Origin of the sequence: Sinorhizobium americanum (assembly GCF_001651855.1) — a bacterium.
Lineage (GTDB): Bacteria > Pseudomonadota > Alphaproteobacteria > Rhizobiales > Rhizobiaceae > Sinorhizobium > Sinorhizobium americanum.
Genome location: NZ_LNQC01000076.1, coordinates 275698 through 289424 on the forward strand (window position 1 = coordinate 275698; position 13727 = coordinate 289424).

The 13727-nt window shown below is 63.0% G+C and carries 12 protein-coding genes; 7 read left to right on the plus strand and 5 right to left on the minus strand.

Annotated elements, in window-relative coordinates; all coding sequences use genetic code 11:
• Nucleotides 1-77: 77 nt before the first annotated feature.
• Complete coding sequence (locus tag ATC00_RS25375; RefSeq protein ID WP_064254885.1) at nt 78-1727, minus strand: ABC transporter substrate-binding protein; 1650 nt, start codon at nt 1725-1727, stop codon at nt 78-80.
• A gap of 326 nt (nt 1728-2053) precedes the next feature.
• Between ATC00_RS25375 and ATC00_RS25380 the strand changes: the two genes are divergently transcribed.
• From ATC00_RS25380 to pdxA, 4 genes are all read left to right on the plus strand, one after another.
• Entirely contained in the window at nt 2054-2962 is a 909-nt protein-coding gene (locus tag ATC00_RS25380) for a dihydrodipicolinate synthase family protein (RefSeq protein ID WP_064254886.1), read from the plus strand.
• Nucleotides 2963-2973: 11 nt separating this feature from the next.
• Nucleotides 2974-4176: a sialidase family protein gene (locus ATC00_RS25385; RefSeq protein ID WP_064254887.1), complete on the plus strand. Its 1203-nt coding sequence runs from the start codon at nt 2974-2976 to the stop codon at nt 4174-4176.
• A gap of 297 nt (nt 4177-4473) precedes the next feature.
• Nucleotides 4474-5607 carry an iron-containing alcohol dehydrogenase gene (locus ATC00_RS25390; protein ID WP_064254888.1) on the plus strand — a complete coding sequence of 378 codons (1134 nt, stop codon included), beginning with the start codon at nt 4474-4476 and terminating at the stop codon, nt 5605-5607.
• Nucleotides 5608-5627: 20 nt separating this feature from the next.
• Complete coding sequence (gene pdxA / locus ATC00_RS25395; protein WP_064254889.1) at nt 5628-6611, plus strand: 4-hydroxythreonine-4-phosphate dehydrogenase PdxA; 984 nt, start codon at nt 5628-5630, stop codon at nt 6609-6611.
• A gap of 21 nt (nt 6612-6632) precedes the next feature.
• Here the strand turns inward: pdxA and ATC00_RS25400 are convergent, their stop codons facing one another.
• From ATC00_RS25400 to ATC00_RS25410, 4 genes are all read right to left on the minus strand, one after another.
• Entirely contained in the window at nt 6633-7925 is a 1293-nt protein-coding gene (locus ATC00_RS25400; protein WP_064254890.1) for an amidohydrolase family protein, read from the minus strand.
• Between the two features lie 226 nt (nt 7926-8151).
• Nucleotides 8152-8295, minus strand: a complete 144-nt coding sequence (locus ATC00_RS33090; protein WP_037380209.1) for a hypothetical protein — start codon at nt 8293-8295, stop codon at nt 8152-8154.
• Between the two features lie 97 nt (nt 8296-8392).
• Complete coding sequence (locus ATC00_RS25405) at nt 8393-9475, minus strand: ROK family protein (protein ID WP_064254891.1); 1083 nt, start codon at nt 9473-9475, stop codon at nt 8393-8395.
• Between the two features lie 335 nt (nt 9476-9810).
• Nucleotides 9811-10842, minus strand: coding sequence for a LacI family DNA-binding transcriptional regulator (locus ATC00_RS25410; protein ID WP_064254892.1), 1032 nt, complete (start codon nt 10840-10842; stop codon nt 9811-9813).
• 157 nt (nt 10843-10999) lie between these two features.
• Here ATC00_RS25410 and ATC00_RS25415 point away from each other — a divergent pair, with 157 nt between their 5' ends.
• From ATC00_RS25415 to ATC00_RS25425, 3 genes are read left to right on the plus strand one after another with little or no spacing between them, the layout of a single operon-like run.
• Nucleotides 11000-12085: a fatty acid desaturase family protein gene (locus ATC00_RS25415; protein ID WP_064254965.1), complete on the plus strand. Its 1086-nt coding sequence runs from the start codon at nt 11000-11002 to the stop codon at nt 12083-12085.
• A 49-nt stretch (nt 12086-12134) separates the two neighbouring features.
• Nucleotides 12135-12452, plus strand: coding sequence for a MocE family 2Fe-2S type ferredoxin (locus tag ATC00_RS25420; protein ID WP_018238317.1), 318 nt, complete (start codon nt 12135-12137; stop codon nt 12450-12452).
• Between the two features lie 38 nt (nt 12453-12490).
• Nucleotides 12491-13717 carry an NAD(P)/FAD-dependent oxidoreductase gene (locus ATC00_RS25425; RefSeq protein ID WP_064254893.1) on the plus strand — a complete coding sequence of 409 codons (1227 nt, stop codon included), beginning with the start codon at nt 12491-12493 and terminating at the stop codon, nt 13715-13717.
• Nucleotides 13718-13727: the final 10 nt, after the last annotated feature.

Here is a 13727-nt window from a genome sequence, read left to right on the forward strand (position 1 = left end):
TGCGCTTAATCGAGCGCGAAGGCCGATCAGCCTTCGCGCGACTTGTCCCGTCTAAGGTCGACAGCAGCCGGCCGGTATCAGCCGACCGAAATCTCCCACGGCTTGGCGACCTGCCAGTCGAGGTTCTTGTCGATGCCCTTGACCTCGGCGGTGGCCCAACGCGACATCGCCTGAGCATACCAGGGGATGAAGGTCCAGTCGTCGCGGAAGGCCTTCTGGGCTTCCTGGGCGAGCGCCACGCGCTGCGGATCGTCGGCCGCCTTCGTCGAGGCTTCCTTCAGCAGGCTATCGACCTTCTCGTTCTTGTAGCCGCCGAGCTTGTTCTGGGCGTTGGAAGACGTCGAGGCGATCGAGCCCTGCAGGTAGGAGACGGCATCCGGAACACGGGTGCCGACGTCGTCGCGGAAGATTTGTACGGCGTTTTGGTCCGGGCCGGCATAGGCGTCTTGTTGCGGCTTCATGTCGACGGCCGAGATGCCGAGGTTCTGGCGCCATTGCTCGGCGATGAACTGCGCCGCCGCTTCGATCGCCGGGCCTGAAACACCGACGAAGAGAAGCTTCGGCAGCTTCTCCGGTCCGCCATAGCTCGACTCGGCGAGCAGCTGCTTGGCGCCTTCCGGATCGTAAGGGTAGGGGTCGAAGCCGGAATTGTCGGCGCCCGGCACCGAGTTCAGGATCTGGTCCGTCTTCTTGTGCGGACCGTCGGGGAAGGAGGCCTTCATCAGCCCTTCGCGATCGACGGCGCGGATCAGCGCCTCGCGCACCTTCGGATCGTCCATCGGCTTGCGCGCCGTGTTGAACCAGAAATGCTGGCTGGTCGGGATGATTGGGCCGGAGGCGAATTCCGCTCCGAGGTCCTGGATGATCGTCGAGGTGACGAGTTCCGTGTGGGCGTTGAATTCGCCGGATTTCAGGAGCGACGTCGCGGTGACGTTGTCCTCGATCGAGCTGATCTCGATTCGCGCCAGCTTCGGCTTCGGGCCGAAGAAATTCTCGTTGGGTTCGAAGGTGAGCGTGCCGGCATCGATGTCGATCGTCGTCAGCTTGAACGGACCGGAATAGACGGCGCCGCTGTCCGGCGTGTACCAATCGGCGATCTCCTCGCCGTCTTCACCGCGCGACTGCTCGACCTTGGTGATCGGCGCAATGTGGTTGGCAAGGCGCATGAAGAAGATCGGGTCGGCTTCGCTCAGCGTCACGACGACGGTGCCTTCGTCGGGCGTCGCGATGCCGGAAATTTCCTTGGCGCTGCCGCCGCTTACCTCCGCATAGCCGGCGACCTTGCTCAACACCTGGTCGGCGCGCTGGCTCTTAGTATTCGGCATCGCCGCGACGTTCCAGGAGCCCTTGACGTCTTCGGCGGTGATCTTGCTGCCGTCGGAGAAGGTGGCCTTGGGATCGATCTTGAAGGTCCAGACCTTGTCGCCCTCCGAGGACTCCCAGCTCGTGAAGACATAGGGATTGATCTTGCCTTCGCTGTCGAAGAACATCGGCGAGGCCCACCAGATAGAATTCCAGCGATAGGGAACACCGCCGCCGCGCAGTGGCGACCAGTCCTGGTTGAAGGCCGGATTGGCAACCTTCAGCACCTGGCCTTCCTGCGCCATCACAATGCGTGCGTTCATGCCGGCGATCGTCAGCGCCACCGTGGCGCCAAGGCCGAGCTTCAGCGCCTCCCGCCGCGAGATGCCCGCCGCTGCGGAGTCGAGGTCATTCCGTCTGGTCATGTCTTCCTCCCGTGCGTGAAATCGAGCGCCTCCGCTCTCCCCGGGATCATGGCGCTCTGATTGGCCCTACACTGGACTATATTGTAAATATGTCAACTAAAATAGCGTGTCCTTCGGACGGCGAGATTGGTTCCCCTAAAAAAAATCACATAATCAATCGGTTAGTGTAGCGCAAAAATTTCGGCTCCGTTTTTCATATTGACAACAGGGGCGATGTTGCACCAAACAGTGGCGATGAAACGCGCGCGATTGGCGGCGAAAAGCGGTCCGGATGGCCGCATCTGACAAGTTCGTCAGCCGTTTGCGGGACCGCGGAGGAGGCACAGATGAACGGACGACATGTGGTAACCGGTGTTTATTGCGCTGCCGCGACGCCGCTTAAAGCGAGCGGCGACCCCGATCTCGCGCTCTTTGCCGAGCATTGCGGCAGGCTGCTTGCGGAAGGGTGCCATGGCATCGCCCTCCTCGGCACGACCGGCGAGGCCAATTCGTTTTCCCAGGACGAGCGCAGGGCGATCCTGGAAAGCGCCCTTGCGGCGGGTATTGCTTCCGACCGGCTGATGCCGGGCACCGGAGTTGCCGCCATACCGGAAACGGTCGCGCTGACGAAGCATGCGCTCTCACTCGGGGTGACCAAGGTCGTGATGCTTCCGCCGTTCTACTACAAGGGTGTCAGTGATGAGGGCATCTACGCCGCATATTCGCAGATCCTTGAAACGATTGGCGACAGTCAACTCAAGGTGATCCTGTATCATATCCCGCAGATCTCCGGCATCCCGCTCTCGATCCCCCTCGTCAAGCGACTCGCGGCGGCCTTTCCGGAGACGATCGTCGGCATCAAGGATTCCGCCGGCGACTTCGCCAACATGCAGGCCCTGGTGACGGAGCTTCCGGGTTTCTCCGTGCTTGCCGGCGCAGATCCCTTGCTTCTGCCGCTGTTGAAGGCCGGAGGCGCGGGCTGCATCACCGCGACCTCCAATCTCGTCGCCGATTCCCTGCGGCTGATTTTCGACCATGTTTCGGATCCGGCAAAGGCGACCGAGGTCGAAGCGGCGCAGGCGCGGATCAATGCCTATCGGACCCTGTCGAATTCCTATGTGCAGATCCCGACGATCAAGGCGATGGTCGCCTTGAAACGCGGTGAGGATGCCTGGCTGCGGACGCGCGCGCCGCTCTTGCCTCTGAACGACGGCGAGCGCGCCGACCTCGCTGCAAAGTTCGCGGCTTTGGATTGAGGGAGGATCGGATGACCTATTCAGCGCTGGAACCGCACGAAGTTCCGTCCCGGATGACGGGCGAGATCGTGCCGAACCCGGCCGAACCCGGCCGCTGCGACGCCTATCTTCCATCCCCTTGCGTGCAGAACCACGCCGCCAATCTTGCCTTTCTGCCGGATGGTACGCTGACCTGCGTCTGGTTCGGTGGAACGATGGAGGGCATGGGCGACATTTCAGTTTACATGTCGCGGCTCGAGCCTGGCCAGCGCCACTGGTCCAATCCGGAAAAGATGTCGGACGACCCGCAAAGATCCGAGCAGAATCCATTGATCTTCACGGCGCCGGATGGCCGCGTATGGCTGCTCTTTACCTCGCAGACCTCGGGCAACCAGGACGGCGCGGTGGTCAAGCGCCGCATTTCCGAGGATGGCGGCAAGTCCTTCGGTCCGGGCGAAGTGCTGTGCGACATTCCCGGCACCTTCGTGCGCCAGCCGATCATCGTCAATGGCGCCGGTCAATGGCTGCTGCCGGTCTTCCGCTGTATCGGCGAGGCGGGCCGACGCTGGACCGGCGACGTCGACCGCGCCGCCGTGCTGATCTCGCGCGACGAGGGCAGGAGCTGGACGATGTCCGAGGTGCCGGACAGCATCGGCGCGGTTCATATGAACATCGTCCCGTCAGGCGGTGCCGCGATGGTCGCCTTCTATCGCAATCGTTTTGCAAGCCATGTGCTCAGAAGCCAGTCGGGCGATGCGGGGCTCAGTTGGACGACGCCGGAAGCCGCGGACCTGCCGAACAACAATTCGTCGATCCAGGCAATTCGTATGAAAAATGGCGCCATTGCAATGGTTTACAACCACAGCAATGCGTCGATGTCGGATGCGCGCCGTCATTCGCTCTATGACGAGATCGAGGCCGCCGATGGCGGGGAGGGCAGTGGGTCCGCTGAGGCCGTCGCCTCGGCCCGCCCGGCCGTCTGGGGCGTACCCCGCGCACCGCTCAGCCTTGCGTTTTCGACGGATGGCGGTCGGACATTCCCACGCCGCATCGACCTCGATACCGGCGACGGCTATTGCCTGAGCAACAATTCGAAGGACTCGCTCAACCGCGAATTCTCCTATCCGTCGATTGTCGAAGACGTCGAAGGCCGGCTGCACGCCGCCTACACCTATTTCCGCCGGGCAATCAAATATGTGCGGCTGGATCCGGGATTCCTCGAAGGCACAAGGTAGGATAACGGTCCGCTGACGAGGGCGGCCGTGAATTAACAAGTGAGACCTTGTCTGAGTGTCCGGCTTGGATTGAGAGACTGATCGTCGGTTTCGGGCGCTGCGGATCGTGCAGCTTGCCATTTTTTCTTATTTTCCAACGGCGTAACCTGGCTTCTCTTTTGATGTTGTCAGATATCGAGAAGCGCCAGGAAACGCCTTTTGGCCGAAATTTTGGGTTGCCGCACTTGCCATTTGATGGCAATGTGATAACAACTTTACATCTGTTTCGTGCCGTCGGATTCAGGAAGGATCGATCGGATGAACAATCTGGAAACGCCCATTTCCCTGGTAAGACCAGGTCTGATCGAGTTCGGCACCGGTGTGGCGGCAAGGCTCGGCGCATGGGCCGCAGGCAAGAGATACCGCCGCGTCCTGGTGATTTCCGATGCATTCAACGCAACGCGCACCGGAGTTCTCGGGCTTTCTGGCGAGGTGACGGTTTATGGCGACGTCAAGGCGGAGCCGGATACGAGCGATCTCGACCGTGTGCTTAGGGTAGCGGAGGATGCCGAGGCCGATCTGATCGTCGGCTTCGGTGGCGGCAGCGCCATGGATCTTGCCAAGCTCGCGGCGGTTCTCGTCGGCTCATCACAGCGGCTTGCTGACGTCGTCGGTGCCGGCAAGGTTGCCGAGCCGCGTAAAGCGGCGCTTGCCCAGGTGCCGACCACATCCGGAACCGGCAGCGAAGCGGGCATCCGGGCTCTCGTCACCGACCCGGAGACCAAGGCCAAGCTCGCGGTCGAAAGCATCCATATGCTCGGCGACATCGCCGTCATCGATCCGGCGCTCACTTTCACCGTGCCACCGAAGGTGACCGCGGCGACGGGTGTGGATGCGCTCGCCCATTGCGTCGAGGCCTTCACCAACCGCAAGGCCCATCCCGCGATCGACATTTATGCGATCGAGGGCGCGCGGCTGGTCGGCCGTTATCTCGCCCGCGCCGTCCGTGACGGCGGCGACGCCGAGGCCCGCGCCGGGCTGTCGCTTGCTTCGCTCTACGGCGGTTATTGCCTCGGGCCGGTGAACACGGCGGGCGGCCACGCACTCGCCTATCCGCTCGGCACGCGCTGGCATGTTGCCCACGGCGCCGCCAATGCGCTGATCTTCCCGCATGTGCTCGCCTTCAACACGCCGGCCGTGCCTGAGAAGACGAGGACGGTCCTCGAGGCACTCGGCTTGCCGGCCTCGGAGAGCGTCGAATCGATCTTCGATGCGGCGCATGGGTTCTGCGCCTCGCTCGGCATCGAAATGAAACTGCGCCAGCTTGGCGTGCTTGCCAATGACCTCGGCACGATGGCCGACGACGCCTTCGCCATCCGGCGGCTGCTCGACAACAATCCGCGCGACCTGTCGCGTGCCGATATTCTAGCAATCTACGAGGCGGCCTTCTAGGCGAGCACAGGGAGAAAACCATGGGCAAGGACACCCGCGTCGCAATCACGCTCGGCGATCCTGCCGGCGTCGGCCCGGAGGTGATCGTCAAGGCGCTGGCGACCTTGCCGCGCGACGAGCTCGCGCGCTTCACGGTCGTCGGCAACATCGAGGCGCTGGAACGGGCGAAGCGGTCGACATTGACGGCAGTCAACTTTTCGACGGCGCCGGCCGAGGGTGCGGTCCGGGTGGAGGAGGTACCGATCGACGCGCCGCTTCCGGAGATCGGCAAGGTGAGCGCCACGGCCGGGGAGGCTTCGGTGCGCTATATCCGCCGCGCCGTTGAAATGGCGATGGCGGGCGACGCCGATTGCATCGTGACGGCGCCGATCAACAAGGAGGCGATGAATCTCGCGGGCCATCATTTCGATGGCCATACCGGCCTGCTCGCCCACCTGACCGGCTCGAAAAGCTCCTTCATGCTCCTTGCCTCGGAGCGGCTCAACACCGTTCACGTCTCGACCCACGTATCGCTGCGCGGCGCCATCGAGCGCGCGACGGTCGAGCGCGTGCTGGCGACGATCGAGGCGGGTCACGATCATTTCATGCGGTTAGGGCGCAAGCCGCGCATCGCCGTCGCCGGCCTCAACCCACACTGCGGCGAGAACGGCCTGTTTGGCGACGAGGACACCCGCTTCCTGGCGCCCGCCGTCGAACTGGCCACGGCCAAGGGCATCGACGTTTCCGGCCCGATCTCGGCCGACACCGTGTTTGCGCGCGCCTATAACGGCGCCTTCGACCTCGTCATTGCCCAATATCACGACCAGGGCCACATCCCGATCAAGCTCGTCGCCTTCGATACGGCGGTGAACGTCTCGCTCGGGTTGCCGATCGACCGCGTCTCCGTCGATCACGGAACGGCCTTCGACATTGCCGGCACCGGCAAGGCGAACCACGTCAACATGCTTTCGGCGATCGCCTATGCGCGGCTGGTGGCAAGTTCGCCGAGGCGGGCCGTGCAGTAGACGGCGCGCTCGCAGGAGACGTCAGTTCCCAAATGCTGGCGCGTAATCGGCGGCGTCGACGGCCGAAGGCCGCCCCTCAAGATGCAACGCACTCACCCGCGGCGGCGTGCGGGCGATGACCTTGCCGCGGCGGATAACCGCAAGGCGGTTCGGCTTCAGCCGCAAGGCTTCGAGCGGATCGCGCGCCTGGAGGATGACGAGGTCGGCATTGCACCCCTTGTCGAGGCCGTAGCCTTCGAGGCCCATTGTCTTGGCCGAATTGACGGTCAGCGCGTCGAAGATTTTCCGCTTGTCGTCGATGCCGGCCATCTGGGCGACGTGGATCGCCATATGCCCGACCTCCAGCATGTCGCCGGAGCCCATCGAGTACCATGGGTCCATGACGCAATCGTGGCCGAAGGAGACGTTGAGGCCGGCCTCCATCAGCTCGCGCACGCGCGTCAGGCCGCGACGCTTCGGATAGGTGTCGTGCCGGCCTTGCAGCATGATGTTGATCAGCGGATTGGGGATGACGTTGATCTCGGCCTCCGTCATCAGCGGGATGAGTTTCGAAACGTAGTAGTTGTCCATCGAATGCATCGAGGTGAGGTGCGATCCCGCCACCCGGCCCTTCAGACCGAAGCGGATCGTCTGCGCTGCCAGCGTTTCGATATGACGCGAGATCGGATCATCGGTCTCGTCGCAATGCATGTCGACGGGCAGTCCGCGTTCGGCGGCGATCCGGCAGAGCGCTTCCACCGATGCCGCCCCGTCGCTCATGGTGCGCTCGAAATGCGGAATTCCGCCGACGATGTCGACGCCCATGTCGAGCGCCCTGTTCAACGCGTCGACGGCGCCGGGCGAGCGGTAGTAGCCGTCCTGCGGGAAGGCGACGAGCTGCAGGTCGATATAGGGCGCGATCCTTTCGCGGACTTCGAGCAGCGCCTCGACGGTAACCAGCCGCGGATCGCTGATGTCCACGTGGCTGCGAATGGCGAGGAGCCCTTGCGAGACCGCTAGGTCGCAATAGCGCAGCGCCCTTTCGACCAGTGCTTCGCGCATCAGAGTGGGGCGCAGTTCGCCCCAGAGCGCGATTCCCTCGAGCAGGGTGCCGGAGCGGTTCATGCGCGGCAGCCCGAGCGATAGCGTCGCATCCATGTGAAAGTGCGGGTCGACGAAAGGCGGCGTGGCGAGCCGGCCGCTCGCGTCGATCTCCGCCTTGGCCGACGCTTCGATCTTCGCCGCCACCTCGGCGATCCTTTCGCCTCGGATGCCGATATCAAAGCCGGTGCGGCCGTCCGGCAGATTGGCGTTGCGAATGATCAGGTCGAACATGGCGGCTCCAGTGGATAAGATGAAAAACACCAGCGCCAGCTGCGGCGAGTCGGCAGCAGCATCATAGCTCGCGCTACGCTGTCATTGTAGGCGAGGAGGCCGCGCGCGAGGAGGTGCCGGAAGTCGCGCTTAGCGAGGCTGGCCTGCATCGGACGGTCGATTGCCGGCCAAAGCCGTCTTCGTGCGGGGACGGGATCGCCACACCACCGTTTGAGGCACAGGTAGGTCAGTTCTCCTCGACCGAAATACCCTGCTCGCCAATCTTGATCTCGACGCTTGGCTGGCTTTCTTCGCGGTAGACGTAGATGCCCAGTCCGATAGCGACGACCGCAAGAAGGGCGATGATGAGATAGAGGCCATTTCGGCTCATTCAGTGCGTTTCCTTCAAAGCGTTGACATGGCCGTAGCTAGGGAGACGTGGCGGGGAAGGCAACCACTGCGTGACGTGGCGCCCGAGCTGCCGCGGTTCAGGACGGTTCGCAGTTTTCAGCCTTGTTGCTGAAGTGGGCGTTGCCGAGACCGGTGCCGATCGTCAGAATTCCCCAGTCGGAAACGTCCTGCATGAAGGGTATCTGCGAGAGACCCTGAACCACGGCGTCGTTGTGCATGATGACGAAAGTTTCCTCCTCGCCGATTTGCGGAATGGCCTGCTTGAGCGCGACGGGCAGGTTGAAGTGCTCGCTCTCCCAGTTGCCGCCCGGCAAGTTCTGGCCGCCGCGCAGGATCGATCCATCATCATTGATTACTCCGGGGCAGGCGACGCCGATCACCGGTGCCGGCGCGAGGCCCGCCTTTTCCGCCTTGGCGGCAAGCTTCTCGATCATGGCGATGAGCCGCTCGATCGTCGCGCTCCGATTGGGCTTGTCGTCCGCATGCCGCCAGATATCCGAGTTCCAGACCGCGGCCTTCGAGAGGTAGGTCCCTTCCTTCAGGCGCAGCTCGACGATGCCCACGCGCACATTGGTGCCGCCGATGTCGATGGCAAGAATCGCCCTGTGGCCCTTGAGCATCCAGCCGGGCATCAGATGAGCGGCGCCGATGAGCCCCGCATCGTCCGGATGGTGGACAATGGGCGCGAGCTCGATCCTCAGACCCTCGGCTTTCAACAGCACCATTGCCCGGGCAATGGCTAGTTCACCGACGGCGCTCCCTCGGAAACCGCCGCCGATCACGACGCGCTCGGTATTCTTCCAGCTTTTCTGCTGCAGGAACTTCTCGAGCACGCCGGCAAGTTCGCCGGCAAATTCATCGACCGCTCCCATGACCAGGGCGGCCGCCTCCTTGTCGTCGCCGAGCAGGAATGCGTCGACCCGTTTTTTCGACAGGTCGCTGGTCGGCGTCTTACCGAGCGGGTCGTCACCGCCCTTGCGCACACGCTTGCGCCAGGCATCGAGCTTCTCCTGGAAGGCGAATTTGTTGGCCCTGTCGCCCAGGAAGCCGTCGCCGGAACGAAGTCCCATATTATAATCGTCGACAGTGACCGACGGTAGATCGTCAGCACCATGGATGAGCGGGACCCCATTTCGTTTTTCGTTCGCGGATCTGCCCACGCAACCTCCTTGTGAAGCTCGCCTGCATTGTCCGGTGGCGGCGTGACTTACAACGTGAGGGGCAGGGCGATGTTCCGAAGCCGCCGCTGTTGGGCTCTGGTCGGTCCGAAAGACGCGTTTTGGATTACATGCTGGTGATCGAGGCAAACCAGGGCGGCGGTAGGAACGTCGCCCCGCGGGGATCATACAACTAAGAAATCCGCTGATGTTTTCCGAGTTTTGGTGGTTTCCTCGCCTACTGGTTGTAATCTCCTAGCCTTTTACCGGACGGAAAAACAGTCACCTTGAGATCACTTAATCGGCAAATATCGATCGGAGGATCGCGCCCTTAAGAGCTAGATATTCTCCGGCGTGTAGATATCGAACGGCAAGATAGTCTGCCCTGGCACGCCGGCGGTGCCCCGGTCGATAGCACCAATCATCAGGTTGATCGTCTCACGCGCCAGCGTCTGGACCGGTGTCGCGACTGCCATGATCACCGCTTCGTCGGCTAGGGCGGCGCGCGATTCCGGTGTCAGCTCGTTGACGACGACGAGCAGCTTGCCGACAAGCTTCTCCTCTCGGATCGCCGAAATCGCCCCCTCCATGCCGCCGCCGCAGACGTAGAAGCCGAGAAGGTCGGGGTGACGTTTCAGGAGGTCGAGTGTCGCCTCGTGGGTAATCTCGGCGGTGTCGAGGTTGACCATCGTGTCCAGCACTTCGAACTCAGGTGCCTTTTCGCGAAAATAGGAGCGGAAGGCGATTTCGCGCAGTTCATGGCCGAGGAAGCGGTGGCTGCCGATGAACGCGGCGACCTTGCCGGGGCGTTTCGCCGCCTTGGCTATCATCCAGGCGGCGGTTCTTCCAACCTTTTGATTGTTGAGACCGAGATAGCCCTCGCGCACGCCGGACGCGAAATCGGACAGCAGCGAGAACGTCGGAATGCCGCGCTCTCTCAGTTCCTCGACCGCGGTAGTGACGGCCGGGTAGTCGGGGGCGACGAAGGCGATTGCCTGATTGCGCGCCGCCATTGTCTTGAGCTTTTCGGTAATCCCTGCCGGCGTCGAATTGGCGACGAAGTCGATCTGCGGGATGACCCGCGCGTTGGTCAGCGACAGCGCCGCATTCTCCATCTCCCGGGCGACCGCCTGATAGAAGGCTTGCTGCGGCTTCTGCAGGAGAAAACCCAGGCGGTATTGCGGCAGGTCCTCGAAAACCCGTTGCCGCAGCAGTCCGACGGCATGGTAGCCGATTTCCTTTGCCGCGTCATAGACGCGTCGTGCGGTTTCCTCGCGCACCGGGTGGCGTCCGTTCAGCACCCGGTCCACCGTCGCAACGCTAACCCCCGCGGCCCGCGCCAGATCCGCGATCGTCGGTCTGCTGCTCATCTCCGCCTCCCTGACAGCATTACCTCACGAATGAGGTCGCAGTTATGATGTGTTTTGAGAGAATATATCATGACTGCATTGAGAGCTGGCAAAAGTCAACTTATTCTCCTTGCATCAGATGAAGGCGCAATCGGAAGCGCTCTTCGGGAGGCAGGGAATGACGACAGGTCCGACGAAACGAGATTACAGCCTGCTGGGCCGCGATGCCCAAGCCGCGGTGGCCAACGGCCTCGCCGCCGCCGAGTGGTACCACACCGAAATTCCGCGCAAGCAGATGAAGGAACTGATGAAGCGCGAAGATGGTCCGGCCATTCGGGACACCGCGGTCTGGCTCGGCAGCATGCTTATTCTCGGTGCGCTTGGCATCTATTTTTGGGGCACCTGGTTCGCCGTTCCGTTTTTCCTCGCCTACGGCGTCCTCTACGGCTCGGCCTCCGACAGCCGCTGGCACGAATGCGGCCACGGCACCGCCTTCAAGACGATGTGGATGAACGACGCCGTCTACCAGATCGCCTGCTTCATGATCATGCGCAATCCGGTGACCTGGCGCTGGAGCCATACGCGCCACCATACCGACACGGTCATTGTCGGCCGCGACCCGGAAATCGCCGTCATGCGCCCCCCGGATCTGATCCGCCTCGTGCTCAACTTCTTCGGCCTCATCGATGTCTGGTATGCCATGATCGACATGCTGCGCAACGCTTTCGGGGTCATCAGCGCGGCGGAAAAGACCTTCATTCCGGAAATGGAGCGGCCGAAGGCGATCCTCGTCGCCCGCATCTGGCTCGCTATCTATCTGGCGACCATCGGCCTTTCGATCTTTCTGGCCTCCCTACTGCCCTTGATGCTGATCGGCCTGCCGCGGCTTTACGGCGCCTGGCATCACGTGCTCACCGGCCTGCTGCAGCATGGCGGTCTTGCCGACAACGTCATCGACCACCGGCTGAACAGCCGCACCGTCTACATGAATCCGGTAAGCCGCTTCATCTACTGGAACATGAACTACCATGTGGAGCATCACATGTTCCCGATGGTGCCCTATCACGCGCTGCCGAAGCTGCACGCTATGATCAAGCACGACCTGCCGGCGGCGAACCCGTCGATCCTCAGCGGCTATCGCGAGATGATCCCGGCCTTCCTCCGGCAGCTGCGCAACGAGGATTATTTCCTCAAGCGCGAACTGCCGCCGACGGCGAAACCCTATCGCGAAGAGTTTCATAGCGAGCCGGTTGCCGCCGAGTAAGCGCGACGAAGACCCGGCAATCAAAACACTTAATCGAATGGAGGAAACCATGAGCTCGAACTGGGTCGAGGTCTGTGCGGCCGACGAAATCGACGAGGAAGACGTCATTCGTTTCGACCATGAAGGCCGCACTTTCGCGGTTTATCGCAGCCCCGAAGACGAATATTTCGCCACGGACGGGCTCTGCACGCATGAGCAGATCCACCTCGCCGACGGGCTGGTGATGGACGACATCATCGAATGTCCGAAGCACAACGGCCGCTTCAACTACAAGACCGGCCAGGCCAAGGGTGCGCCCGTCTGCGTCAATCTCAGGACCTATCCGGTCAAGGTCGAGGCCGGCAGCGTCTTTATCGCGATTTCCTGAGGCCGCGGCCTGACGTTCAGGGGCGAGGGGAGGAGAATATGAGCCATATCGTTATCGTCGGCGCCGGCGAATGCGGCGCAAGGGCGGCCTTTGCCCTCCGGGAAAAGGGTTTTGAAGGCGAGATCACCCTGATCGGCGCCGAGCCGCATCTCCCCTATGAGCGCCCGCCGCTGTCCAAGGACGGGCTCGTCGCTGCCGAGCCGCCGAAATATGTGGCCGGCCCCGAACGCTACGAGGAGGCGCGCATCACCGTGGTGACAGGCGTCGCGGTCGAGGCGATCGACCGCCGGCGCAAGGCGGTGCTGCTCGGGGGCGGCCGCGCGATCGATTACGATAGGCTGCTGCTTGCAACCGGCGCCCGGCCACGCGCCCTTCCGGACATGAGCGAAAACGCCGCCCGCATCCGGATGCTCCGGACCCACGCCGACGCCTTGGCGATCCGCGGCGCCCTTGCGCCGGGGCGAAAGCTTGCCATCGTCGGCGGCGGCTTCATCGGCCTCGAACTGGCTGCAACCGCCCGCAAGATCGGCGCCGATGTCGTGCTCATCGAGGGCCTGCCGCGCGTCCTATCGCGCGGCGTGCCGCAGGAAATCGCGGACGTCGTTGCCGAGCGACATCGGCAAGAAGGTGTCGAAATCGTTTGCGGCGGGCGCATCGCCGCGCTCGAGGCGGATAATGGCGGCGCAAGGGTCCTTTTCGCCGACGGCACCAGCAGGCTCGCCGACCTGATCGTCGTCGGCATTGGCGCGGTCCCGAATACCGAACTCGCGGAGGCCGCCGGCCTTCTGATCGAAAACGGCATCGCGGTCGACGAGACGCTCCGGACGTCGGACCCCGACATCTATGCGGCCGGCGATTGCTGTTCCTTTCCGCTCACGCACTATGAAGGGCGGCGGGTGCGGCTCGAAGCCTGGCGCAACGCTCAGGATCAGGGGACGCTCGTTGCGGCCAATCTCACGGGTGCGGGCGAGCCTCTCACGAGCGTGCCGTGGTTCTGGTCGGATCAATACGAGCTGACCCTGCAGATCGCCGGCCTTGCCGAAGGCGCCGCGACGACGGTGCGGCGCGATCTCACGGATGGCGCCTTCATTCTCTTTCATCTCGATGGCGAAGGCCGGTTGATCGCCGCAAGCGGAATCGGCCCCGGCAATGCGGTCGCCCGCGACATACGCCTCGCCGAAATGCTGATCGCAGCCGGCAGCAGACCCGACCCGGCGGCGCTTTCCTCCCCCGAAACCAAGCTGAAGAAGCTGCTGGCGGCCTGACGGCCGCCGC

Bases quoted from the DNA above. Each gene is read 5' to 3' on its own strand.
- ATC00_RS25385 (WP_064254887.1), top strand. From the start codon at position 2,974: ATGACCTATTCAGCGCTGGAACCGCACGAAGTTCCGTCCCGGATGACG.
- ATC00_RS25410 (WP_064254892.1), bottom strand. From the start codon at position 10,842: ATGAGCAGCAGACCGACGATCGCGGATCTGGCGCGGGCCGCGGGGGTT.
- ATC00_RS25420 (WP_018238317.1), top strand. From the start codon at position 12,135: ATGAGCTCGAACTGGGTCGAGGTCTGTGCGGCCGACGAAATCGACGAG.
- ATC00_RS25390 (WP_064254888.1), top strand. From the start codon at position 4,474: ATGAACAATCTGGAAACGCCCATTTCCCTGGTAAGACCAGGTCTGATC.
- pdxA (WP_064254889.1), top strand. From the start codon at position 5,628: ATGGGCAAGGACACCCGCGTCGCAATCACGCTCGGCGATCCTGCCGGC.
- ATC00_RS25380 (WP_064254886.1), top strand. From the start codon at position 2,054: ATGAACGGACGACATGTGGTAACCGGTGTTTATTGCGCTGCCGCGACG.
- ATC00_RS25425 (WP_064254893.1), top strand. From the start codon at position 12,491: ATGAGCCATATCGTTATCGTCGGCGCCGGCGAATGCGGCGCAAGGGCG.
- ATC00_RS33090 (WP_037380209.1), bottom strand. From the start codon at position 8,295: ATGAGCCGAAATGGCCTCTATCTCATCATCGCCCTTCTTGCGGTCGTC.
- ATC00_RS25375 (WP_064254885.1), bottom strand. From the start codon at position 1,727: ATGACCAGACGGAATGACCTCGACTCCGCAGCGGCGGGCATCTCGCGG.
- ATC00_RS25415 (WP_064254965.1), top strand. From the start codon at position 11,000: ATGACGACAGGTCCGACGAAACGAGATTACAGCCTGCTGGGCCGCGAT.
- ATC00_RS25400 (WP_064254890.1), bottom strand. From the start codon at position 7,925: ATGTTCGACCTGATCATTCGCAACGCCAATCTGCCGGACGGCCGCACC.